Annotated in this window: 28 protein-coding genes; 20 read left to right on the top strand and 8 right to left on the bottom strand. The window is 36.7% G+C overall.

The window, feature by feature from the left end; all coding sequences use genetic code 11:
- Positions 1-22: 22 nt before the first annotated feature.
- The 15 genes from M2306_RS10945 (at position 23) to M2306_RS10875 (ending at position 10,947) form a co-directional block, all read left to right on the top strand.
- Positions 23-1,048 carry a cytochrome-c peroxidase gene (locus M2306_RS10945; protein WP_115092603.1) on the top strand — a complete coding sequence of 342 codons (1,026 nt, stop codon included), beginning with the start codon at positions 23-25 and terminating at the stop codon, positions 1,046-1,048.
- Between the two features lie 205 nt (positions 1,049-1,253).
- Positions 1,254-2,027, top strand: a complete 774-nt coding sequence (locus M2306_RS10940) for a 3'-5' exonuclease (RefSeq protein WP_259187857.1) — start codon at positions 1,254-1,256, stop codon at positions 2,025-2,027.
- Positions 2,028-2,042: 15 nt separating this feature from the next.
- Complete coding sequence (locus M2306_RS10935) at positions 2,043-2,654, top strand: fumarylacetoacetate hydrolase family protein (RefSeq protein ID WP_115092605.1); 612 nt, start codon at positions 2,043-2,045, stop codon at positions 2,652-2,654.
- Positions 2,655-2,693: 39 nt separating this feature from the next.
- Positions 2,694-3,014: a hypothetical protein gene (locus M2306_RS10930; RefSeq protein WP_236594062.1), complete on the top strand. Its 321-nt coding sequence runs from the start codon at positions 2,694-2,696 to the stop codon at positions 3,012-3,014.
- Positions 3,011-4,255 (top strand): competence/damage-inducible protein A, encoded by a 1,245-nt coding sequence (locus M2306_RS10925; protein ID WP_259187859.1) that lies wholly within the window; start codon positions 3,011-3,013, stop codon positions 4,253-4,255. The genes M2306_RS10930 and M2306_RS10925 overlap by 4 nt, the downstream gene beginning before the upstream one ends.
- Before the next feature lie 80 nt (positions 4,256-4,335).
- Positions 4,336-4,572, top strand: coding sequence for a 50S ribosomal protein L28 (gene rpmB / locus M2306_RS10920; protein ID WP_002990304.1), 237 nt, complete (start codon positions 4,336-4,338; stop codon positions 4,570-4,572).
- A gap of 27 nt (positions 4,573-4,599) precedes the next feature.
- Positions 4,600-4,782 carry a 50S ribosomal protein L33 gene (gene rpmG / locus M2306_RS10915; protein ID WP_002990305.1) on the top strand — a complete coding sequence of 61 codons (183 nt, stop codon included), beginning with the start codon at positions 4,600-4,602 and terminating at the stop codon, positions 4,780-4,782.
- Positions 4,783-4,789: 7 nt separating this feature from the next.
- The gene (locus M2306_RS10910; RefSeq protein ID WP_115092608.1) at positions 4,790-4,942 is read left to right on the top strand and encodes a DUF4295 domain-containing protein; all 153 of its coding nucleotides are present in this window, start codon (positions 4,790-4,792) and stop codon (positions 4,940-4,942) included.
- 135 nt (positions 4,943-5,077) lie between these two features.
- Positions 5,078-6,031, top strand: a complete 954-nt coding sequence (gene ftsY, locus M2306_RS10905) for a signal recognition particle-docking protein FtsY (protein WP_002990307.1) — start codon at positions 5,078-5,080, stop codon at positions 6,029-6,031.
- 8 nt (positions 6,032-6,039) lie between these two features.
- Complete coding sequence (locus M2306_RS10900) at positions 6,040-6,474, top strand: hypothetical protein (protein WP_002990308.1); 435 nt, start codon at positions 6,040-6,042, stop codon at positions 6,472-6,474.
- A 2-nt stretch (positions 6,475-6,476) separates the two neighbouring features.
- Positions 6,477-6,806, top strand: coding sequence for a DciA family protein (locus tag M2306_RS10895; protein ID WP_002990309.1), 330 nt, complete (start codon positions 6,477-6,479; stop codon positions 6,804-6,806).
- A 116-nt stretch (positions 6,807-6,922) separates the two neighbouring features.
- Positions 6,923-7,357 carry an RrF2 family transcriptional regulator gene (locus tag M2306_RS10890; protein WP_115092611.1) on the top strand — a complete coding sequence of 145 codons (435 nt, stop codon included), beginning with the start codon at positions 6,923-6,925 and terminating at the stop codon, positions 7,355-7,357.
- Positions 7,358-7,428: 71 nt separating this feature from the next.
- Complete coding sequence (locus tag M2306_RS10885) at positions 7,429-9,675, top strand: nitric-oxide reductase large subunit (RefSeq protein WP_259187863.1); 2,247 nt, start codon at positions 7,429-7,431, stop codon at positions 9,673-9,675.
- Positions 9,665-10,378, top strand: coding sequence for an iron-sulfur cluster repair di-iron protein (ric, locus tag M2306_RS10880; RefSeq protein ID WP_115092613.1), 714 nt, complete (start codon positions 9,665-9,667; stop codon positions 10,376-10,378). Before M2306_RS10885 ends, ric begins: the two co-directional genes overlap by 11 nt.
- Positions 10,379-10,491: 113 nt before the next feature.
- Complete coding sequence (locus M2306_RS10875) at positions 10,492-10,947, top strand: CopD family protein (RefSeq protein ID WP_002990313.1); 456 nt, start codon at positions 10,492-10,494, stop codon at positions 10,945-10,947.
- Between the two features lie 4 nt (positions 10,948-10,951).
- Here the strand turns inward: M2306_RS10875 and M2306_RS10870 are convergent, their stop codons facing one another.
- Positions 10,952-11,323, bottom strand: coding sequence for a winged helix-turn-helix transcriptional regulator (locus M2306_RS10870; RefSeq protein ID WP_259187865.1), 372 nt, complete (start codon positions 11,321-11,323; stop codon positions 10,952-10,954).
- Between the two features lie 140 nt (positions 11,324-11,463).
- On the opposite strand from M2306_RS10870, the gene M2306_RS10865 reads away from it, so the two are divergent.
- On the top strand, positions 11,464-12,606 hold the full coding sequence (locus tag M2306_RS10865) for an MFS transporter (protein ID WP_259187866.1): 1,143 nt from the start codon (positions 11,464-11,466) through the stop codon (positions 12,604-12,606).
- Positions 12,607-12,672: 66 nt separating this feature from the next.
- Here the strand turns inward: M2306_RS10865 and M2306_RS10860 are convergent, their stop codons facing one another.
- From M2306_RS10860 to recF, 7 genes are all read right to left on the bottom strand, one after another.
- Positions 12,673-13,299 carry an SCO family protein gene (locus M2306_RS10860; protein WP_259187867.1) on the bottom strand — a complete coding sequence of 209 codons (627 nt, stop codon included), beginning with the start codon at positions 13,297-13,299 and terminating at the stop codon, positions 12,673-12,675.
- Between the two features lie 11 nt (positions 13,300-13,310).
- The gene (locus M2306_RS10855) at positions 13,311-14,090 is read right to left on the bottom strand and encodes a formylglycine-generating enzyme family protein (protein WP_259187868.1); all 780 of its coding nucleotides are present in this window, start codon (positions 14,088-14,090) and stop codon (positions 13,311-13,313) included.
- A gap of 1 nt (position 14,091) precedes the next feature.
- Positions 14,092-15,564 (bottom strand): copper-containing nitrite reductase, encoded by a 1,473-nt coding sequence (gene nirK, locus M2306_RS10850; RefSeq protein ID WP_259187870.1) that lies wholly within the window; start codon positions 15,562-15,564, stop codon positions 14,092-14,094.
- Between the two features lie 817 nt (positions 15,565-16,381).
- Entirely contained in the window at positions 16,382-16,957 is a 576-nt protein-coding gene (locus M2306_RS10845) for an RNA polymerase sigma factor (protein WP_002990320.1), read from the bottom strand.
- Positions 16,954-18,060 (bottom strand): glycosyltransferase, encoded by a 1,107-nt coding sequence (locus tag M2306_RS10840; protein ID WP_259190838.1) that lies wholly within the window; start codon positions 18,058-18,060, stop codon positions 16,954-16,956. The genes M2306_RS10845 and M2306_RS10840 overlap by 4 nt, the downstream gene beginning before the upstream one ends.
- 63 nt (positions 18,061-18,123) lie before the next feature.
- Positions 18,124-19,134, bottom strand: a complete 1,011-nt coding sequence (murB, locus tag M2306_RS10835) for a UDP-N-acetylmuramate dehydrogenase (RefSeq protein ID WP_259190839.1) — start codon at positions 19,132-19,134, stop codon at positions 18,124-18,126.
- Between the two features lie 24 nt (positions 19,135-19,158).
- Positions 19,159-20,241, bottom strand: a complete 1,083-nt coding sequence (gene recF, locus M2306_RS10830) for a DNA replication/repair protein RecF (RefSeq protein WP_002990323.1) — start codon at positions 20,239-20,241, stop codon at positions 19,159-19,161.
- A 134-nt stretch (positions 20,242-20,375) separates the two neighbouring features.
- Here recF and M2306_RS10825 point away from each other — a divergent pair, with 134 nt between their 5' ends.
- From M2306_RS10825 to M2306_RS10810, 4 genes are all read left to right on the top strand, one after another.
- Positions 20,376-21,164 carry a tetratricopeptide repeat protein gene (locus tag M2306_RS10825; RefSeq protein WP_259190840.1) on the top strand — a complete coding sequence of 263 codons (789 nt, stop codon included), beginning with the start codon at positions 20,376-20,378 and terminating at the stop codon, positions 21,162-21,164.
- A 1-nt stretch (position 21,165) separates the two neighbouring features.
- Positions 21,166-21,654, top strand: a complete 489-nt coding sequence (gene ribH / locus M2306_RS10820; RefSeq protein WP_259190842.1) for a 6,7-dimethyl-8-ribityllumazine synthase — start codon at positions 21,166-21,168, stop codon at positions 21,652-21,654.
- A 155-nt stretch (positions 21,655-21,809) separates the two neighbouring features.
- Entirely contained in the window at positions 21,810-23,936 is a 2,127-nt protein-coding gene (gene mutL, locus M2306_RS10815) for a DNA mismatch repair endonuclease MutL (RefSeq protein WP_259190843.1), read from the top strand.
- Entirely contained in the window at positions 23,936-24,685 is a 750-nt protein-coding gene (locus tag M2306_RS10810; protein WP_115092622.1) for a rhomboid family intramembrane serine protease, read from the top strand. Before mutL ends, M2306_RS10810 begins: the two co-directional genes overlap by 1 nt.

The following is a 24,685-nucleotide window of genomic DNA, read 5'->3' as shown; positions in this document are numbered from 1 at the left end:
ACAAATTAAAGTAGTGTGAATTATGAGTAAAAAAGTTATTTTATTTGCTGTTTTATCAATGTTTATTGGGTGTAAGAAGGATAAGTCAAATGCGTTTGAATTTGTTCAAAAAGGTAATTCTGAATTATTTACGCAAGCACAAACGTTTTTTCAGCCCATTTCATCGGTAGAACTACCTGCCTTAGATTCGACAAAAGTAGCCTTAGGGAAGCATTTGTATTTTGATACCCGTTTGTCCAAAGAGGGAAATATCAGCTGTAATTCGTGCCATAACTTGAATACATACGGAGTAGATAATCTTGCTTTTTCTCCTGGGGATGATGGTTCTTTAGGTGGACGTAATTCACCAACTGTTTTTCACGCAGCACTTCATAGCATGCAATTTTGGGATGGTCGTGCAAAAGATGTAGAAGAACAAGCAGGTGGTCCGATTTTAAATCCAGTAGAACACAATATCAAAGATGAGAAGGAATTAGAAGAACGCTTGCGCAAAGTGGACTTGTACAAAGAAATGTTTGCCGCAGTGTATCAAACGGATCGACAACCAATCACCTTTAAGAATATAACCAATGCCATCGGTGCTTTTGAGCGTACACTGATGCCTGCAAGCCGATTTGATGCCTATTTAGAAGGCGATCGAGATGCCTTAACAGCACAAGAGCAAAGAGGACTAGAAGCGTTTATGACAGTGGGATGTACCACTTGTCACAGCGGTGTGGCTTTAGGTGGTCAAATGTTTCAAAAGTTCGGACTTTATGGTGATTATTGGGTAGAAACAAAATCAGATAAAGTGGATAAAGGCTTAGCTGATTTAAGTAAAAAAGAAACTGAAAATTATTTCTTTAAAGTACCAGGGTTGAGAAATATCGCCCATACAGGACCTTATTTTCACGATGGATCGGTTCAAGATTTGAAAGAAGCAGTTCGCATTATGGCGAGTTTGCAAACGAATATTACCTTGACGCAAGAACAAATAGAGGATATCACCGTGTTTTTAGGTAGTTTGTCTAGTGATATCCCTGAGGAGGTGAAAAAATCACCGTTTTAGGTAGTAGTGCACGTTTCGTGTTTTGGTTAAAGTAGGTTGCAAAAGCTGTTCTATTCTGGAACAGCTTTTGCTTTTTTAGGCGTTTTTATCCTCTTTATCTGGGTGTTAGGTTATTCGTGTAAAAGGAAACTAAAACTAAACCCTTGGATTTGTATTGGCTAAACTTTTACATTTGTTATATTTGTAGATAAATAAACCAAGAAATATGGAGTTGAAATTACATAGACCTATTTGTTTTTTTGATTTAGAAACAACGGGAGTAGATGTTGCAAGGGATAGAATTGTAGAAATAGCTATTTTGAAAGTCTTTCCTAATGGAAATAAAGAAAGTAAAACCTGGTTGGTCAATCCAGAACGACCAATTCCAGAAGCATCTTCTAAAATCCATGGAATTACGGATGAGAAAGTAGTAAATGAACCTACATTCAAAGAATTAGCACCCTTGGTTTATCAGATGATAAAAGATTCAGATTTAGCTGGATTTAATTCAGATCGATTTGATATTCCTTTACTAGCGGAAGAATTACTACGTGCGGGCGTTGACTTTGATTTAGGTAATCGCGTGACAGTAGATATTCAGACTATATTCCACAAAAAAGAAGAACGCACCCTAAGTGCTGCGTATAAATTTTACTGCAACGAAAGCTTGGAAAATGCACACTCAGCAGCAGCAGATACGAATGCAACCTATGAAATCTTAAAAGCGCAATTGGATCGTTATGACGATTTAGAAAATGATATGCGCGCGTTGTCTGAATTTACAACAAGAAAGAAAAGCGTTGATTTTGCTGGCTTTATTGCTTTGAATGAAGACGGGCAGGAGGTTTTTACTTTTGGAAAACACAAAGGCGTTTTAGTAGACGAAGTGCTTGAAAATGAACCAGGATATTATGGATGGATTCAAAATGCAGACTTCCCGCTGTATACCAAAAAGGTTTTGACTGCTCTTAAGTTGAGAAAACTCAATAATAAACTATAATTAAAGAAAAGGAAGATGAAAATTATCTGTGTAGGAAGAAATTATGTCGAGCATATCGCAGAATTAAACAACGAAAGACCAGATGAACCCGTACTGTTTATTAAGCCAGATTCAGCGCTGTTAGCGAAAGATTTTCCGTTTGTTATTCCAGATTTTTCTCAAGATATTCATTACGAAGCTGAAGTAGTGGTGAAAATTACGAAAGTAGGGAAGTACATTGAGCCTAAATTTGCGCATAAATACTATGATGAAGTTTCGCTCGGAATTGACTTTACTGCTCGTGATATTCAAACGAAATTAAAAGAAAAAGGACTACCTTGGGAAAAAGCAAAAGCTTTTGATAATTCTGCTGTGATAGGAACTTTTATTGCTAAAACGGAGTTTGAATCCCTAGTAGATTTACCCTTTTCGTTTCAACAAAATGGACAAGTTGTACAGCAAGCAACTACGGCACAAATGATTTGGAACATCGATGAATTAATCGCAGAAGTGTCCAAGTATTTTATGCTAAAAAAAGGAGATTTGATTTTTACAGGTACGCCTGCTGGTGTGGGCAAAGTAAATCCTGGAGATATATTAGAAGGATTTTTAGTAGATAGGAAAGTTCTTCATTTAACTGTAAAATAATTAGTTATGGCCCTTTTTTACGATGTGAGATCGCTATACATGAAGCATAATAACGCAGAGGAACTCGTTGCGGAAGAGCTTGTTTTCTATGTAGAACAAATGACAAAGCGATTAGAAAAGATGAAAAAGCACATAGATGCAAAAAACTATGAAAAGCTTCAAAAACATGTGAAAGTGCTGCAGCCTATGGTAGAGACACTGGGAATGGATCAAGCATTTGAAGAATTCAACAGTATTCAGGAATGGATTGAGCAAAAAGGGAAGATTAAAGAAATCAAAGAAGTGTATAAATTGCTGCGCAAACACATTCGTTCAGCAGTAAAAGAGATAAAAAAAGACTATCATATTGTGGTGCAATGAAAGCGAGTATCATAACTATAGGCGATGAAATATTGATTGGACAAATCATCGATACAAATTCTAATTATTTAGCCAATTATTTGGATAAACTGGGATTTGAAATTGTTGAAATGCTGTCAATTGCTGATTCGGAAGAAGCAATCAAAGAAGCGATGAACAGACAGTTGAATCGCGTCGATGTTGTGGTGATTACCGGAGGGCTTGGTCCAACGAAAGACGATTTGACCAAACAAGTTTTTTGCGACTTTTTCGACGATGTTTTGGTTGAAAATGAAGCTGTATTTGCCCATGTTAAAGCATTGATAGAAGACTATTTTAAACGCCCTATATCAGAGCTGAATCGCAAGCAAGCCCTAGTGCCATCAAAAGCAACAGTCCTCTTTAATGCACTGGGAACTGCACCTGGGATGATGCTAAAACGCGATCAAACCTATTTCATTTCTTTGCCAGGCGTGCCTTTTGAAATGAAAGGCATTGTAGAGAAAGAATTAACCCCGTTGTTAAAAGAGCGATTTACCTTGCGATTTAACGTACACAAAACGATTGTGGTTTACGGTATTGGAGAGAGTTTATTAGCTGAATATCTTTCGGAATGGGAAGATAATCTACCTGCAACGGTACAATTGGCTTATTTGCCTAGTAGAGGAAGAGTACGCCTGCGTTTATCTTCTACAGGAACAGACAAATTAGCGATTGAACAATTGCTAAACGAACAGATTGAAGCAATCCCTTCGTTAGTGAAAGAAAACATTCGCGCTTATGATGATTTAAGTCGCTCGGATGTAGTGATTGAAAAATTAAAAGCAGAAGACCTAACAATTGCTTGTGCAGAGAGTTGTACAGGTGGGCGTTTAGCTGTATTATTTAGTGAAAAAGAAGGCGCTTCGGCGTTTTTTAAAGGCGGTATGGTAACTTATGCCACAACGTCTAAAATAGACGTATTAGGTGTTAAAAAAGAAACGATTGAAACGCATAGTGTCGTAAGTGAGCAAGTTGCTTGCGAAATGGCTGAACAAGCCCGTCAAAAGTTTCAGTCGGATATTGCTGTTGCCACCACCGGAAATGCTGGGCCTTCGAAAGGGGATTCTGCAGCAGCCGTGGGTACCGTTTACGTAGGAATTGCCTCTGAAAAGGGCACCTACGCGGTAAAGTATGAATTAGGTCAACCTAGAGAACAAGTGATTGAACGTACAATTAGTAGGGCTTTAGAGTTGGTTTATAAGGAAATATTAAAAAAATAGTCAAAACATTTTGTTTAATAAATTTCTTTTTCTTTACTTTGCACCCTGATTTTGAATATTGAAATAAAAGATTAGATATAATGTCAAGAGTTTGTGAAATTACCGGAAAGAGAGCGATGGTTGGAAACAACGTCTCTCACGCGATGAATAAAACTAAAAGAAAGTTTTCTGTAAACTTAATTAAAAAACGTTTTTACATTGCTGAAGAAGACAGATGGGTAACATTAAAATTGTCTACCACTGCATTAAAAACAATTAATAAGAAAGGTATTACTGCTGTTTTGAAAGAAGCAAGAGTAAAAGGATTAGTAAAATAATTCGGACCATAAAAAACAAGGAAAACGATGGCAAAGAAAGGTAATAGAATCCAAGTAATCTTAGAGTGTACTGAACATAAAGCATCTGGTTTACCAGGTACTTCAAGATATATCACAACTAAGAACAAGAAAAACACACCTGATAGATTGGAAATTAAAAAATTCAACCCTATCATGAAGAAAGTAACAATTCATAAAGAAATTAAATAATTAAGTCATGGCAAAGAAAACCGTAGCTAGTTTAAGAACATCTTCTAAGAAGTTGACTAAAGCAATAAAAATGGTTAGATCTCCAAAGACAGGTGCTTACACATTTGTTGAGTCTGTTATGGCTCCTGATTTTGTAGATGAATTCTTGAGTAAAAAGTAATTTACCATTAAATATCTTGAAAAAAAGCTGCCTGATACAGGTAGCTTTTTTCATTTTTATCTAGTTTAGTTATAGCAACCGCTATAAGATGATATACTTTTATTCTTTATATTTGTACAAACTAATAGGAACGTTATGAGTTTTTTTAAAAGAATATTTTCTTCAGAAAAAAAGGAAACTTTAGATAAGGGATTAGAGAAATCTAAAACGTCTTTCTTTTCTAAATTAACCAAAGCAGTAGCCGGGAAATCTAAGGTAGACGATGATGTTTTAGATAATCTAGAAGAGGTATTAGTTACTTCGGATGTTGGAGTAAATACAACATTAAAGATTATTGAGCGCATTGAAGCTAGAGTTACCCGCGATAAATACGTTGGAACAGAAGAGTTAAATCAAATTCTACGAGAAGAAATCGCAAGCTTGTTATCTGAAACAGCCTTGGGAGAATCGACAGAATTTGAAATTCCAAAAGATAAAAAACCATATGTTATTATGGTTGTTGGTGTGAATGGTGCTGGTAAAACAACGACCATTGGAAAATTAGCATATCAATTTAAAAAAGCAGGACTGAATGTGGTTTTAGGGGCTGCAGATACGTTTAGAGCAGCTGCTATTGATCAATTGCAAGTTTGGGCAGATCGCGTAGGAGTGCCTATCGTTCGCCAACAAATGGGAAGTGATCCTGCATCTGTAGCATTTGATACGTTACAATCCGCTGTAACACAAGGAGCCGATGTTGTAATTATTGATACAGCAGGACGTTTACACAATAAAGTGAATTTAATGAATGAGCTTTCTAAAGTGAAACGCGTAATGCAAAAAGTAATTCCAGATGCCCCTCATGATGTAATGTTGGTTTTAGATGGTTCTACTGGACAAAATGCGTTTGAGCAAGCAAAACAGTTTACCGCTGCAACAGAAGTTACTTCATTAGCTGTTACTAAATTAGACGGTACAGCAAAAGGAGGAGTGGTGATTGGTATTTCAGACGAATTTAGAATCCCTGTTCGCTATATTGGAGTAGGGGAAGGAATTGAAGATTTACAAGTGTTCAACAAATACGAATTCGTCGATTCGTTTTTTAAATAAAATAAAGGATGCGCAGTTTACACGTTTTTTTTAGCTTATGCCTTATTGTCGTTTTACAAGCTTGTCAATCTAAAGCAGATACAGAAGCAGTAAAACAACACATCTCAGGATATTGGGAAATTGAAAAAGCTCAACTACCAGATGGGACAGAAAAAGATTACACCATTAATTCGACCATTGATTATTTTGAATGGAAAGAAGATCAAACAGGGGTTCGCTTTAAAGTTGTTCCTCAGTTTAATGGAGAGTATTTGACCAACGATATGCCAGAAGCATTTGTAATGCAAGAGAAAGATGGTGCAGTTTGGTTGCAGTACAAAACTGATTTTGCTACGTGGGAAGAACGCGTAATCAAAGTGAGTGAGGAAAATATGGTGATGGAAAACGAAAACAAAATCAAGTATTTTTATAAAAGAGCACATCCGATTCAAATCAAAGAATAACCGTGAATAAAAACAATCCTTATAACCGCAATAAAATTAGCCCTCGTGTGCGCGAAGGCAAGGGGATATCTGAATTGTTACAGCTGTTTAGAACAGAGAACAACTTGGATCAAGGATTGAATGAGTTTGATGTATATGAAGCTTGGAAAGCAGTGCTAGGGCCTGGTATTATTTCATACACCCAAGACGTAGCTTTTAAACGTGGAACGTTGTATGTCAAATTATCGTCTTCTATTGTTCGGGATGAATTGAGTTACGGGAAAGATAAAATTGTGAAGATGTTAAACGAAGAATTAAAACGAGAGCTTATCACAGCTATCGTTTTGAGATAAAAATAGCAAAGCGATAAAGATGAAAATTTCTTGTCGCTTTTTTTAAATTTAAATAAAAGACTTTTTTGTCCTCTATTTGAAAAAATAGTTTATCTTTGTAGAGTAAAATTGAAGGTATGTTTTCAAAAGCTTGTGAATACGCGATTCGTTCGGTTGTTTTTATTGCAGTATCATCACTGGAAGAAACGCGTGTAGGGTTTAAAGAAATTGCAAAAGAAATAGATGCTCCAGAAGCATTTGTCGCTAAGATTTTACAGAAGTTAGTCAAAGGCGGAATCATTGAATCAATCAAAGGAGCAGGAGGGGGATTTGAAATACCCGTACAGGAACTCGAGCACATTAAACTGTGTGAAGTAGTTAATGTGATAGATGGTGATTCGATTTATAAAGGTTGCGGGTTAGGCTTGGCACAATGTTCTGAGACGCATCCGTGTCCTGTACACTTTAAATTCAAATCGATTCGCAATGAACTAAAGCAAATGTTAGAAACAACGTCCTTGAAAGAGTTAGCCAATGGTACCAAGTCTGGTGATACTTTTTTAAAGATATAAATGTAGGAGGGAACGAGATTCCCTTTTTTTAGAACTAAATAAAGGATAAAAAAGTCTTCTATTTTAATGGTATGAATATAAGTCAAAGAAAATTATGGATAGCCTTTACGGTAGTAATGGTATTCTCCTTCGGGGTACTCGGTTATTTTGGTATAGAAATTTATCAAGAAGCACCTCCGGTGCCTACAGAAGTTAGAACGAATGATGGACAAGTAGTGCTTGTTGCAAGTGATATTAAAGATGGCCAGAATGTTTGGCAAAGTATTGGAGGGCAAGAAGTAGGTTCTATTTGGGGACATGGAGCTTACGTTGCCCCTGATTGGACCGCCGATTATTTGCATAGAGAAGCGCTGTTTTTGTTGGATTATTATGCACAAGAGGAATACGGTAAAACATACGAAGCAGCAAGCAAAGAGCAACAGGCGTTCTTGCAAGCGCGTTTACAAGGGATGATTCGCTCGAATACCTATGATAAAGCAACGGGTGTTTTAACGATTACGCCAGAAAGAAATCAAGCGCGTTTGTATCTTGAAGATTATTATAGCAAGTTATTTACCGATGATCCTGCTTTTGATCAGTTGCGCAAAGATTACGCGATTCCAAACAATTCCATTAAAGACGTAGCTCGAATGAAGCAGATGAATGCTTTCTTCTTTTGGGCAACTTGGGCAACGGTAACGAATAAACCCGATAGCGAGGTAAGTTATACGCATAACTGGCCCGCAGATGATCTTGTAGGAAATAAAGCGACAACGCCTTTATTAGCTTGGTCAGGGGTGAGTATTATTCTACTGATTTTTGCTGTAGGGGTTCTGGTATACTATCACATAGCCTCAAAGAGAGAAGAGGAAGAATTAGTACCTGTAGATGATCCTGTTTCTAATGGGGTAACCACAAAGAGTATGACGAGACTCAAAAAGTATTTTTGGGTAGTAAGCTTGCTGATGTTACTTCAGGTGGGATTGGGAATTATCACGGCACACTATGGGGTAGAAGGACAAGGTTTATATGGTATTCCTTTGGATCAAATACTGCCTTATTCTGTTACGCGAACTTGGCATACGCAATTGGCTATTTTTTGGATTGCAACCGCTTGGTTGGGTACAGGATTATATATTGCACCAGCTGTAGGAGGAAAAGATCCCAAGTATCAAGTGTTTGGTGTAGACTTTTTATTTGTTGCCTTGTTGATTATTGTACTAGGCTCAATGATAGGACAGTGGTTTGGTATCATGCAAAAATTAGATCTCGTACAAAACTTCTGGTTTGGACATCAAGGGTATGAATATGTTGATTTAGGGCGTTTTTGGCAACTCTTCTTGTTTGTGGGGCTCTTCTTATGGCTAGCGCTTATGATTAGACCTTTAATCCCTGTTTTAAGAGCGAAAGGAAGTCAACGTAACCTCATTGTACTGTTTCTTATTTCATGTGGTGCAATTGCCTTGTTTTACGGTGCAGGCTTAATGTGGGGAAGACAAACGAACCTAGCAATAGCAGAATACTGGAGATGGTGGGTCGTGCATTTATGGGTAGAAGGATTCTTTGAAGTATTTGCAACGGTTGTACTAGCCTTCTTATTTGTGCGAATGGGCTTGATTAAAACCAAAACAGCAACAAATGGGGCTCTGTTTTCTACGATTATCTTTATGTCAGGAGGAATTATTGGAACGTTTCACCACTTGTATTTCTCCGGTACACCAACGGCAGTAATGGCATTGGGAGCAACATTCAGTGCTTTGGAAGTAGTGCCATTAACACTCATAGGATATGAGGCGTATGAAAATTATAAAATCTCAACGCATAAGGGATGGTTACAAGATTATAAATGGCCTGTTTACTTTATGGTAGCCGTAGCGTTTTGGAATTTCTTGGGTGCAGGAGTGTTCGGATTTATTATTAACCCACCAATAGCCTTGTACTATGTTCAAGGACTGAATACAACGCCATTACATGGACATACAGCTTTGTTTGGAGTGTATGGTATGTTGGGAATCGGATTGATGTTATTTGTCTTACGCAGCATGTATAGAGAAGTACAATGGAATGATAAATTATTAAAAATAGGCTTTTGGGGACTGAATTTAGGTTTATTACTCATGGCGTTATTAAGTCTGTTGCCTATTGGCATATGGCAGGCAATCGAAAGTATTCAACACGGTATGTGGTATGCGCGTTCAAGTGAGTTAATGCAATTACCTGCGATGAATACCCTAAAATGGTTAAGAACAATTGGAGATGTAATATTCACTATTGGGATTTTTGCAATCGTCCTATTCATATTTAAATTAACATTAAAAAAAAGCGAGCATGAAAAATAGAACAATAGGCTCATTTGTAGCAGAAGATTTTAGAACAGCAGCAGTGTTCAATAAATATGGAATTGATTTTTGCTGTAAAGGTGGACGTACTCTAGATGAAGTATGTGAGAAAAAAGCAGTAGATGCGGAAGAATTGATGGGCGAATTAGAACGTCTATTAAGCCAACAAGCGGAAAATAATATTGATTTTAGACATTGGCCGTTAGATTTATTAGCGGATTATATTGAAAAAACACATCACCGTTATGTAGAAGAAAAGATTCCTGTGCTCTTACAGTTTTTAAATAAGCTGAGCAAAGTTCACGGAGAGAGACATCCAGAACTATATGAAATCAATGAGTTATTTATTGGTTGTGCGCAAGAACTAAGTCAGCATTTGAAAAAAGAAGAGTTGGTATTATTCCCTTTTGTACGCAAAATGGTATCAGCAACGATTACGGGACAACCGATTGAAGCTCCTCATTTTGGAACTGTTGAAAATCCAGTAGCGATGATGATGCATGAACACGATGGGGAAGGCGAACGATTCCGAAAAATTGCAGCTTTGTCTGATAACTATACTCCTCCAGCAGATGCTTGTAATACTTACAAGGTAACGTATGCCATGTTGAAAGAGTTTGAAGAAGATCTACACAAACACATTCACTTAGAAAATAATATTCTGTTTCCTAGTGCAATTGTATTAGAGCATAAAATGAACTAACAAATAAATGAAATAGCAGCAGAAGTGTCTCCCTAAAACGAGGCACTTCTTGTTTTAAAAATAAAATATTCTCCTTATTTTAGTAGGAGCAGTTTAGTTGTAAAGCAAAGGTTATGAGTGAAATCCATCTTTTATTGATTCTCCATTTACTCGGTGCTACCATTTGGGTAGGTGGACATATTTTGTTGTGTGTCATTATATTACCTCAAGTTTGGAAGGAACAAGCCGTGGAGAAACTATTTGCTTTTGAAAGTAGATATGAATGGATTGGTATGCCTGCCTTGTTGGTGATGTTGATTACAGGTGTGCGTATGGCGTACCTCTACAATGTGAAAATAGCAAATTGGTTTGCTTTCGAAACCCCAATTGAACGCGTTATATCACTTAAATTAAGCCTGTTAATAGGTATTGTTATACTTGCATTAAGCGCCCAGTTTTACGTACTGCCTCGTTTGAAAACGGATATTAAAAAATTGCCGCTAATGGCCTTTCATATGATTACAGTAACCCTGATTAGTTTAGCGATGTTAATCTTAGGCAGCTTTGTGCGTTACGGCGGGATTGCATAATTACTTATTTTGTTTCTTCTTGAAACGCTCGATGCTTTGCTCCCCATTGTTCTAAAGCCGGCCATATCGGAAGTAAATCTTGTGCAATGGAAGTCAAGGTGTATTCTACACGTGGTGGGACTTCAGCATATACTTGTCGATGAATAAGCTGATCCGTTTCTAATTCTTTTAATTGAAGCGTCAGCATGCGATCCGTGATCCCGTGAACTTTTTCTTTTAATTCACTAAAGCGCAATACTTCATATTCCGCTAGCGTGAATAAAATCATCATTTTCCAACGTCCGCCTATTTTACAAATCGTATAGATGGCATCACAATTCGTGGTGATGAAATCTCGATTGATACTATTAGTTGAATTTTCTTTTCTCTTTGCCATGACTTACAAAATTGTTAGTTACTCACATTAGAGGATGGGCTAGTTTCCAAATCCTTCTCGTTTTATTTTTGTCCAAAATCAATACGAGGCAACTACAAGGTGAATTGTGTTGTCTGTACAAAAGTATAACGATTATTTTTATGAAAAAATATGCTTACGTAGGAGCTCTGGGTTTATGGAGTATTATTACAACTGAATTTGGTGTAATTGGAGTATTACCGCAGATTGCATCTCATTATCAAATCTCAATTGATCAAGCGAGTTGGTTATTGAGTGGTTTTGCTTTAGTTATCGCCTTATTTGGACCTTTTATGACTATTCTTACCGCTCGTATGGATAAAAAGAAAATAATGCTGTTCGCTATTGCGTTATTTGCGAGCACTAGTTTCTTTTCTATTTTTCTACCTTCTTTTGGAATTTTAATGCTATTGCGGATGATTCCTGCTTTGCTTCAGCCAGTATATATAGCCAATGCATTAGCTGTAGCGGTAAATACTAGCCCAAAAGAAGAAGCAAGTAATCGAATGAGTATTGTTTTTAGTGGAATCACCATTGCTTCTTTTACGACAATACCTTTAGCGACCTATTGGACAAATATAGTGGGGTTACAAGCCATTTTTACGATCCAAACGATAATCAGTACACTTGCGTTTGTTGTCATCTATTTCGTATTACCTGCTGTTCCAGGAGAGGATAACAAGATTACTGTCGGAACATTAGGCGTTTTGAAACAAGCTTCTTTTCTGCGTAGTGCTCTCGTAAACTTATTTATTATTGCGATGTGGTTTAGTGTATATAGTTATTTTGCAGATTACCTCAACAAAGAAAAAGGAATGTCGGGAGTAGAGGTAAGCAGTATGATTTTACTTTTTGGTGTAGTGGGAGTAGCAGCCATGTATGTGGGAGGTAAAATGCTGGCTAAAGGTGTTGTGTTTAGTAATGCTTTTTATGTACTAGGTGCTGCTTGTATAGCTGTATTGCTTTATGCATCAGGGAGTAATCTATTGCTTACAACTGGTTTAGTCGTTATTTGGAGTTTATTCTATACGCCTGTTTTTCTTCAGGTTACTGCTTTTTTACAGCGTACAACAGCAATCCCTTTTGAATTAGGGAGTAGCCTTGCTACTTCTTTAGGAAATTTAGGTATTGCGCTGGGAACTTTTGTAGGAGGAAAAGTGATAGCAAATTATGGGCTGCATTATATACCCTTAGTCATGCTTGGATTTGCAGGGGTAAGCTTGATTTTTATCTTGTTGGTTTTTAGAAAAAACAACTTAAAATAGAAATACTGCTCTTGCTATATCAATAGCCGTGTAGAGCAGTATATTCTCGAATTAATAATTAACATCTTATGGAATTAAAGCAATTTGCTTTTCAATTTCTTTAATTGTCGGTTCATAATCAATACCAAGGCCTTCTTGTTGATAATCGAGTTCGCCTTTTGTATTAAATACACTAATAATATTGGAATGAGAAAAATCAATAGGTGATATTTTCTTGTAATTGACCGCTAATGTAGCGGCAAATTCTCGTGTATTATCTTCAGAAGAACGCAGGAAAAGCCATTGATTGCCGTCCATTTTATTCTCCTTGGCAAAAGCCTTTAATCGTTCTGGGGTGTCCACTTCGGGGTCAATACTCACCAAAACATATTTTACGTTCTCTTTGTTTTTACCAGTTACTTTTTCTTCAATATGACGCATATCTGCTACCAATCGAGGACAAGCGGCTTTGCAAGAGGTGTAAATCATCACCATAACCAAGACATTTCCTTGAAGTTCTTTGAGTTCAATCGTTTTCCCTTCCTGGGTGGTCCAGGTAGAGGGAAGATTGTAAATCGATAACTCAGAGATCTCTTCGGTTGCGGTATTTGTTGTTGTAATGGTAGCAGAATCTTGTTCCGCTGTGTTTGTTTTTTTACAGTTGTAAAACAATACCGTGATACAAGTAAGTAAAAAGAGGGAAAACTTTTTCATAATTACATTTTTTAAAGGTCTTTCGCACATCTAAAGCCTAAGTTTTTAGTCGTAAAATTAGCTCGTAAGCTTCCTCTAAAACCGTAGCGCATAAAGGCCGCATAATCCATTAAATCCGAAGCATTGATAGAGGCACTACCACAAAATAGATTCTCGTCATTGCCTTTGTCTTTTCGACTTTCTCCTGATAAGAAAATAGAGTTGTAATCAAATACCCATTCCCAAATTAAACCGTGCATATCGTAAACGCCCCAGTAGTTTTTTTGTGTACTTCCTACGGGGTTGAGGTAGGTTTTAGGCGTTTCATACCACGCCAAGATATATTGGTTATAGGCTTCTTTTTCTCGCGCATCCAGTTGCTGTGCATCTGCCATGGCTACATATTCCCATTCATCCAAAGTTGGAAGTCGCTTTCCTTGGCATTCACAGTATTTTTTAGCTGCAAACCACGAGATATTCGTTACAGGGGCTTGCGGATTTAAATCCCCAAAATCCAAATCGCTCTTCCAATGTGATAAATAACTCTTCGAAGCAAATAAGGCTTTGATTTGGGAGCGTTGATAAGTAGGATGCTGTTTTAAGAAAGCCAAATACTGCGCATTTGTCACTGCAAATTGATCCAATTGAAAAGAACCAACCCGTACATTGCCTTCTTCCGTACTGCCATAGAGTGGAACAAACGCTCCACTGCGAATGGTTTGCATCGGTGTTGCTTGCTGAGCATCTGCCAATTGGATGGACAAGATGCTCAACAAACACAGTAAAAAATGAAGGGGATGAGAAATCATCATATTATCTATTTTTTTGAACCATTTGAGGGGTTACAACCGTTTTATTATTTCCCCAACTATTGTACACATAAGTCAATACATCCGCGATTTCTTGATCACTTAGATTTTGACTCGTCATGATGGAGTTGTATTTAATTTTATTTACCGTAATCTCTCCTTCTAAACCGTTTATCACTGTTTTTATCGCTCGACTGACATCTGCATTTAAGTAATCAGACTTAGCAAGAGGAGGGAAGATTCCTTCAATTCCTTGGCCTTCTGATTGGTGACAAGCAAAACACGTTCTTGTAAATACGTTTTTTCCATCTGTCATTTGTTGCGCCAGTGTTTTATTTTCAATCGGTGCTTTCTTATTTGTATCTGTTGGCATGGTTTGGATGGTTCCACCTTCAGGTAAGTAAATACCTTCTTTGATCTTACCAGCAAAAACCTTTTCGTTTTCGTCTCCTTCAACTTTTAACATACCCAAGGCTCCTTTGTTAAAGGCTCTAAAGATGGAGTGATCGACTAATACAAATGTACCCGGAGTGTTCACCTTAAACTCTACGATGGCAGCACCTCCTGCTGGAATAAGTGTGGTCTGTACATTTTCATTAATTAAATCCCCACCTTCTACATGTACACGATCAAAAATCTCTCCAATAATGTGGAAAGAACTAACTAAGTTAGGGCCACCATTTCCAACAAATAAACGCACGGTTTCACCTACCTTAGCTGTGATGGCGTTGTCATTAACTAATCCATTAACATGGCCATTGAAGACAACATAATCAGGTTGTTCTTTGACAGCTTTATTCATATCAAAAGGCTGAAGCCCTTTTTCTCCATAATTACCTTTGGTGTAAAAATCCCCTTGCATGATGTAGTATTCTCTATCAACTGGAGCAAGACCACCTTCCGGTTCTACGAGGATAAGCCCATACATTCCATTGGCAATGTGCATACCTACCGGAGCTGTCGCGCAATGGTAAACATAAAGACCAGGATGAAGTGTTTTAAATGAAAACGTTACCTCATGCCCTGGAGCTACCAAAGAAGAAGCTGCCCCACCACCAGGACCTGTTACCGCATGTAAATCGATGTTGTGAGGGAGTTTGTTGTCTGGGTGATTTTTAAGCGTAAACTCAACTTCATCTCCCACACGGGTACGGATAAAACTACCCGGTACTGTACCGCCAAACGTCCAATACATGTATTTTACACCATCAACCATTTCACCTTCTTGTTCCAGAATTTCTAAATTGACATTTAGTTTAGTCGCAGCTCTTTTACCTACGGGTTTAGGTACAAGAGGAGGAGCAGTTAATTCAGCTTCTCTTTCTCCATGTGCAACTAAGCGTTCTGCCCAATCAGCATCCATAACAATGTTCTTTGATTCCTTTTGAGAGCATCCTCCCAAACCTAGTAGACCTAAAGTCAATACAATCGCTCCAAGTCCTCTTTTTAAATTCCGTGATTTTGTATCCATAATCATCACTTTGTTAGTTCATTTTAGTCTATCAAATATAAAGGACATTTTTGTCTTCTATATTGATATTTATCAGGTTTTTGGGAAAGGCTTTTTTTGGGAAAGGCTCTTTTGCTTTTGTGTGTGTTTGCTTTTTTGTTTGAGTAACCGATGCGATACTTCCTTCGTCAGTATGACATACTACGTGTATAGTAAGGTGTGGATAGATAGGATTGCAAAAAAACTTCACATAAAAAAGACAGTTTTATTTCCTAAAAGAATTTCTTCAAAAAAGCAAAAAAGCGAAGAAGGAACTTCACATAAAAAAGAGAATTTCTCGAAAAAACGAAGAAACAAAAAAACAGAAAAGCAAAAAACAAAAAGCGCCTTCACAAAAGAAAAAACGTTCTATTATACAGATTTGCTCCTAACAAGCGTTGAATAACAGATGCGATACTTCCTTCGTCAGTATGACATACTGCGTGTATAGTAAGGTGTGGATAGACAGGATAGCAAAAAAGCGAAGAAGGAACTTCACATAAAAAAGAGAATTTCTCGAAAAAACGAAGAAACAAAAAAACAGAAAAGCAAAAAACAAAAAGCGCCTTCACAAAAGAAAAAACGTTCTATTATACAGATTTGCTCCTAACAAGCGTTGAATAACCGATGCGATACTTCCTTCGTCAGTATGACATACTGCGTATATAGTAAGGTGTGGATAGACAGGATAGCAAAAAAACGAAGAAACAAAAAAGCGCCTTCACACAAAAAAGACGGTTTTATTTCCAAAAGCGAATTTCTCGAAAAAGCGAAAAAGCGAAGAAGCAAAAAAACAGAAAAGCAATTAAATCGAAAAGTTCTGATCGATTTGTTTCAGGATAATTTCAGCCAATAACTTTTTCGCACGCATAATTTTGATTTTCACATTATTTAGCGGTTCGTTGAGAATACTAGCAATTTCATTATAGGAAAGTTCTTGGAAAAACCTCAACTCAATAACTTCTTGGTAATGAGGTTTTAAAAGGCGAATATAGTTTTTGAAGATTTCTAAATTCTGTTCGCGAATTAATTCATCTTCAATGGTTTCAGAATCATCAATAATATTGTTGTATTGTTGTTCCTCATCCGTAATGTCCACGAAGTGTAGGTTTCTTCTTTTGCGAATTAAGTCGATATGCGTGTTTTTCGCAATCGTTAATAACCACGTATTAAAAGCAAATTTATTGTCATAGGACTCAATGCTACTAAAGGCTTTCGAGAAAGTTTCAATGGTAATATCTTCAGCATCCGTTTCATTCCCGGTCTGTTTGAGGATGAAATGGTACACTTCCGACCAATATTGATTTAATAGCGAAGTAAAAGCAGTTTGATCTCCTTTTTTAGCAGCTTCTATTGTGTGACTTGTTGCGCTTGTTTTCAAATTTTCTTACGTGTGATAAAGTGTTTAAACGCAAAATAATGACCCGATAGTATATGAGTAAACTCAAAAAATGGAATGAACCACACCAAGTCTTTTTCATTGAAATTCTTCAAAAGTTTTGCAAAGTAGAAGATACTGATAAAATATCGGAAAACAAATACCCCCACTACAATTTCCCACTGATATAAATGGAGGAGTAGGAAGGTTAATAGAATATAAAATACCAATACACTAAAATGGTAGAATCTCAATTTTAACTGATTGAAAAGTCCGATTCGCTTAAAAAGTAAATCGTTTTTTCGTTGCAGTTGAAAAGCAGATTTCCAAGAAGGCTGTTGGTGTAAGGTATTCATACTTTCAGGCGCAAGGGTAATCGCTGTATTTGATTTTGTTCCAATCTGTCTAATAAACTCTTGCTCTTCCCCCTGACTGATTTTCATCTCTTTGATGAAACCATTCACTTGATAGAATAGCGTTTTCTTGTAGGCTTGATTTAAGCTATTACCATATAATGGTTTGCCTAATTCTGTCCAAATGAAGTTGTGAAGGGTATGAAGAAATAGTTGGAATCTTTCGTATTTATTGCTGAGGCTTTTTTTCTTTTTTGCCAATGAGGTATGCGCAATAACAACTTGTTTTTTCGTTGTGAAAAGGGCTGTCATGCTAGCAATCCAATGCGGTGAATCCGGAAGTGCTTTCGGTTCCGTGAATAAAAGATAGTCATAAGACGTGGTCTTAATTCCTAACGTTAAAGCGTATTTTTTATTTCCCCAAAAGGCTTCATTATTCTCTACATTGACCAATTTAGCAAAACGATGTTGAGCAACAAATTGTTCCAAAATAGGTAAACTCTCATCTTCGGAAGCATTGTTTACGAGGATAAGTTCATAAGAAGAATACTCCTGTAAAAGCATGGCTTCAAGGAACTGAGGTAGTTCGGCCTCATTATCTTTGATATACACCACCACCGAAACAGGTAGTTGCTGTTCGTTGGCTTTGCTCTTTAATGAGCTATTAAAGGCGATATTGCTGTATAAAACAACATAATAAAGCGCGTGAAATAATAGAATACCAATCAGTATGTAAAATAAGATGGTTAGCATGGTGTGTGAACTATATTAAGCAAGAGGCAAAGGTATCAATAATCGCTTTTTTGTGCAATATATCTAAAAGATATTCACTTCCGCTTCTAGGTGAATATTAAAAATCTTAAAAACCTCATGTTGAATGGTTTCGGATAATTTTTTTAACTCGATGCCTTGTGCATGACCATAGTTAACTAAAACTAAGGCTTGTTTGCTATGTACACCAGCATCGCCAATTCGATAGCCTTTGTATCCGCTTGTTTCAATTAACCAACCTGCTGGGATTTTAATGTGATCCTCATCAATCGTATACGAAGGCAGGGTTGGATACTTCTTTACTAGAATATCAAATAACGCTTTGGATACAATCGGGTTTTTGAAAAAACTACCGCTATTGCCTAATTCTGCTGGATTAGGTAATTTACTGCTGCGAATAGCAATGACAGCTTGACTAATGTCTTGAATTGTTGGAGACGTGATGCCCATTTGCTCTAATTCTCCTTTAATTGCACCGTAATTGGTGTGTAAAACGTGATTTTTTTTGCTTAATCGATAAACCACAGATAGGATAATATATTGATCTTTCGCTGCTTTTTTGAAGATACTTTCTCTATAGTCAAATTGACAATCGGCCTTGGTAAATTCTTCAATTTCCAAGGTTTGAATATGTAAAGCTTTGCAACTTACCATCGTATCTTTAATCTCAACGCCATAAGCACCAATGTTTTGAACAGGTGTTGTGCCGACATGCCCAGGAATTAAAGATAAATTTTCTAATCCTCCGTAATCCCTTGCAAGCGTCCACTGCACAAAATCATGCCATACTTCACTCGCCTGAGCTTCTACCCAAACAAAGTCTTCTTCTTCCTTTATAACTTCAATCCCCTTGATATTTAGCTTGATTACCAGTTGTTCAACATCATGCGTCAATAACATATTGCTTCCTCCACTTAATATAAAATAAGGTTCTTGAGGAAAGGATTGAATCAGGTGTTTCAGTTCTGTAATTGTATCGACTTGCGTAAAGCGTTTCGCTTGAACATCAATGCCAAAGGTATTGTAAGGTTTTAAAGAAATATTTTCTTGAATCATAGCGTATGAATTGAAAGCAGTTTGTTATTCTATGGTAAAGATTTTGAAATCTTGATTAATCGAGTTTAAGAGCGATTCCGTTCGATCCAAATGGGTATCCGTAATAAACATTTGCCCAAAAGTATCTAAGTTAACTAGCTCTAAAATTTGACGTACTCGTAGTTCATCTAATTTGTCAAAGATATCGTCAAATAGCAAAATAGGCGCTATGTTATGCTGTTTCTTTAAAAAATCAAATTGAGCAAGTTTCAGGGCAATTAAAAAAGATTTCTGTTGTCCTTGCGAACCGAACTTTTTAATTGGACTTCCCTTGAGTAAAAAAACGAGATCATCTTTGTGAATCCCTACGGATGTATATTGCAGCGCTCGATCTTTTTGAATGTTTTGATCAAAAAGCTCTCGCATGCTATGATGTTCTAATTGTGATTCATAGAGTAAATGTACATCATCTTTGTTTCCCGTAATCAATTGATGGTATTGATTAAAAATAGGAATAAACTCATGCAAAAAATCACGACGCGTTTCGTAAATCGGTTGGGCAATCGTTTCAATCTGCTCGTTGTAAATCTCAAGTGTATCTCGATCAAAGTAATTGTTGCTGACAAAACTCTTTAATAGAGCATTGCGTTGTGTAATCAATTTTTGATGTTGAATAAGCAATTGTAAATAATTGCTGTTCATTTGAGAAATAACACTATCTAAAAATTTGCGTCTCGTTTCACTTCCTTCAATAATCAAATCACTATCGGAAGGAGAGATAATCACGAGTGGAATAAAACCAAAGTGATCCGAAAAACGCTCGTAGTTTTTATTGTTGCGTTTGAGTATTTTTTTTTGCCCTTTTTTTAAGCTACATAAAATGTGTTCACTCTGTTCATTTTTTTCAAACAAACCGTCGATAACAAAGAAATCAGCGCCATGCTTGATATTCTGAACAGCAATAGGATTAAAATAACTACGGCCATAGGCAATATAATAGATTGCATCTAATATATTGGTCTTACCAACGCCATTTAATCCAATAAAACAGTTGATTTTAGCGTTAAATTCAAAAGATTTATCTTCAATATTTTTGAAATTGAGAAGATCTATTTTTTTTAAATACACGAGAATATAGGTGTTTTTAACGAGTGAGTGATAGTATTATCTAATTTGGTTGCAAATTATCAAAAATATTAATAGTAAGCACTTTTATATTACAATAAAAATCATATTTTTGCCTTTCATTAAACTTTTTATACATGGCAACTTATAATAAAAGAGGTTATAAAGCTCCAAAACCGGAAGACGAAACGGTAGATAACGAATTTGATCAGTATGGTTCAGTTGATACTTCTAAGAGTACTACGGCAGAGGTATTTAATTCCTTAGATCAAGGAGCAAATAAAATGGAAGGTTGGGTAGCGAGAAATCAAAAAGCAATTTTTGGTATCGTTGGAGCCATTGCTTTAGTGACTATTGGTTATGTTGGATATAATAAGTTTGTAGTTGAGCCTAAAAACGAAGAAGCAGCGAATGAGATGTTTCAGGCACAATCTTACTACAATGACGCTTTTACTAACGAGGCTGAAAGACAAAATTTATTGAACTTAGCCTTGAATGGTGGAGAAGGTAAATTAGGATTTTTAGGTATTATCGATAACTATAAAGGTACTGCATCTGCTAATTTAGCACATTATTATGCAGGAACAACTTACCTAAATCAAGGAGACTTTAAAAAAGCAATTGAGCAATTAGAACAATATAAATTAGGATCAGAAGCGGTTATTGGTGCTTCAGCATTAGGTGCTATTGGAGATGCTTTCTCTGAATTAGGACAACATGCAGATGCATTTGAGTACTATAAAAAAGCAGCTGATCACAATAAAAACAGCTTCACTACACCTAGATTTTTATACAAAGCTGGACTTGCAGCTTTAGAAGATGGGAAAAAAGCAGAAGCTTTAAAAATGTTTAACGAGGTTAAGAATAACTATTCAACGGCTGCAGAAGCAACGTTAGTAGAGTCTTTAATCGGTCTTGCTCAATAATATGGCAACAGCGAATAAAAACTTATCGGCTTATGATAAAACAACATTACCTTCGGCAACAAATATGAAAGTGGGAATCGTCGTTTCAAATTGGAATGATACGATTACAGAAGGATTATTTGACGGTGCCAAAAGAACACTTTTAGATTGTGGTTTACAAGGAGAAGGGTTAATCCGTTGGGATGTACCAGGAAGCTTTGAATTGGTTTTCGGTGCAAAACGAATGATTGAACGCTTTGAAGACTTAGATGCAGTTATTGTAATTGGCTGTGTAATCAAAGGAGAAACCATGCACTTTGAATTTGTTTGTGAAGGTGTTACACACGGAATTAAAGATTTAAATTTAATAGCAGATATTCCTGTCATTTTTTGTGTACTTACAGATAACACAATAGAACAGTCACTCGCTCGAAGTGGTGGTGATATGGGGAATAAAGGGGTTGAGGCCGCAGTCACTGCCTTGAAAATGATTGCTTTAAATAATCTATAAAAGAAAAAAGATAAGCCTGTGTAAAAGCAGGCTTTTTTTATCATACGAAATTGAAAAGTGAAAAAATAGTTAAGGAAGTAATTCCCCTATTTATTTAATTAAATTTGTATGGATAGAGTTCAACGTTTTAATCAAAAAAAAACTTCCTTTTTTAAATGTCTAATATTATTCGATTATTACCAGATCACGTAGCCAATCAAATTGCCGCAGGAGAAGTGGTTCAACGACCAGCTTCTGTTGTGAAGGAATTGATAGAAAATGCGGTGGATGCTGAGGCAACGGAAATCAAGTTGGTGCTAAAAGAAGCAGGAAAAACGTTGATCCAGGTAATTGATAATGGAAAGGGAATGAACGAGACAGATGCTAGAATGGCTTTTGAACGCCATGCTACATCTAAAATATCCAAAGCAGAAGATTTATTCGCCTTAAATACAAAAGGATTTAGAGGAGAAGCCTTAGCGTCAATCGCTGCGATTGCACACGTTGATCTAAAAACGTGTTTGCACAATAGTGAATTGGGAACGCACCTCGTGATTGAAGGATCGAAAGTAATGTCACAAGAAGTGGCAGTAACACCTCCAGGAACTGTGTTCTCAGTGAAAAATCTTTTCTTTAATATTCCCGCTCGTAGAAATTTCTTAAAGTCAGATAATGTTGAATTGCGCAATATTGTGGATGAATTCGAACGCATTACCTTGGTACATCCAGGTATTAGTTTTACCATGATTCACAATGGAAGTGAAGTATTTAACTTGCCGAGTTCAAACTTGCGTCAGCGCATCGTTAACGTATTCGGAACAAGAACCAACGAAAAGTTAGTTCCAATTGAAGAAATTACAGAAATTGTAACCATCCGCGGCTTCATAGGGAAACCAGAGTTTGCTAAAAAAAGCCGTGGTGAACAATTCTTTTTTGTCAATGATCGCTTCATTCGAAGTGGTTATTTGCATCATTCTGTTTTAGCTGCTTATGAAGGATTGCTGAAGGATGGCACACAACCGACATATTTTATTTATTTGTCTGTACCTCCGGATTCCATTGATATCAACATTCACCCAACAAAAACAGAAATTAAGTTTGATGATGAACAAGCGCTTTATAGTATTTTGCGCTCCTCGATTAAACACAGTTTAGGGCAGTTTAATGTAGCGCCTGTGCTCGACTTTCATCGAGATGAAGGATTAGATGTTCCTTATGAATTTAAAGACAGAGAAGCAGAAACACCTTTAATCGAAATCGATACACATTATAATCCGTTTAGCAATGAATTGCTAAATCCTGAAGAGGAGATTTTTAATCCTTTTAAACAAACACCAGCAAATACGACGAATGGTTTGCCTTCGGATTTCGTAGCAAGGGGATTCAATCCTTTTGAAGAAAGTTCTTTTTTGCGTAAAGAGGAAGAACCAGAAGAACCGATTGTACCTGATGAAGAGGAGGAAGCTGAGGTATTTGAAAGTAAACTGACTACAGCTAAATCAACGATTGACTTTTCTTCGTTTAAACAAGAAGGAAGAAAAGCGGATGAAGCTGTTTTCTTTGCTAGCAAATCCAATAAAACAGAAATTAAAAAGTCTTCTGCAACAGAAGTAGGGGCTTGGCAAGAAGTTTTTGAGGGACTGAAAGGCAAAGGAAGTGATATTGATATTAGTGGCTTGACATTCGAAGAGGAAGAAGTAACGGGAAGTTTGTTTGACGAAAGTACAGAAACTACCTTGGCTTCTCGTACGTTTCAGATTCAGCGAAAATATATTGTTAGCCCGATTAAATCCGGGATGGTGGTCATCAACCAAGGACGCGCACACCAGCGAATCCTCTATGAGAAATTCATCGGAAATATTGCTAAATCCAATGCCATTTCTCAACAGTTACTCTTTCCCTTAACGCTATATTATGCTCCATATGAAGTGGTCTTGTTGAAAGAAATTCGACATTCACTAAAACAAATGGGCTTTGATTTTGAAGATATGGGCGAGGATCATGTAATTTTATCTGGATTACCTGTAAATGTAGCCGAAAGTGAAGCGCAAATTGTGTTAGACGATTTGATTATGAGCTTCCAAGAAGGAATTCCTGAAACAAACTACATTCAAACGGAACGCATTGCTAAAACATTGGCACAAAGTTTGGCTGTAAAATCAGGTACAATTTTAAATGAAACAGAACAAGAAGATATTGTGAATTCTTTATTTGGTTGTAAAGAGCCCAACATCTCACCATTTATGAAACCTACTTTTATTACCATGAAAGTAGAAGATATTGAACGAAAATTTATACTGTAATGAGAATATCAGAAGGAGTAAAACAGTTATTGATTATAAATATCCTATTTTTTATAGGGAGCATGTTCGTTCCTGCTACCTATGATTATTTAGCGATGTATTATTTTGACAATGCCAAGTTTCAAGTTTGGCAACCGCTGACGTATATGTTTATGCATGGTGGAATCATGCACATCTTTTTCAATATGTTCGCGTTATTCTCATTTGGATCAACCCTAGAAATGATTTTTGGAACGAAAAGACTGTATGCTTTGTTCCTGATTTCGGGACTAGGTGCCGCTTTGCTGCACATGGGAGTGAATTATTATTCCGTATCAAATGGCGTTAGTCAATTGGTTGCAGCAGGTTTTCAGGAATCTGAAGTCTATAACCTATTGAAAAGCGGTATGTATGATAGACGTTGGGAATCTCACCTTAGTTCGGCTGATTTTGGCGCAATGATTTCTGCCTTTAATACTCCTGTTGTAGGAGCTTCTGGAGCTGTTTATGGCTTTCTAGTTGCTTTTGCTTATATGTTCCCAAATGCAGAATTGATGATGATGTTTATTCCCGTACCAATCAAAGCGAAATACTTTGTGCCTGGAATCTTAGCGATTGACTTAATCGGTGGATTAACTGGTGGATTCAGTATTTTTGGTGGTGGAACAGGAATCGCGCACTTCGCTCACGTAGGGGGTGCATTAACAGGCTTCTTATTAGTGAGGTATTGGAAACAAAACCAGTTTAAACAAAACCGTTGGGATTTGTAA

The sequence above is a fragment of the Myroides gitamensis genome, from assembly GCF_029894455.1.
GTDB lineage: Bacteria > Bacteroidota > Bacteroidia > Flavobacteriales > Flavobacteriaceae > Flavobacterium > Flavobacterium odoratum.
Note: the sequence above shows the minus strand (reverse complement) of the source record. Positions and strands in the feature narration are given on the sequence as shown.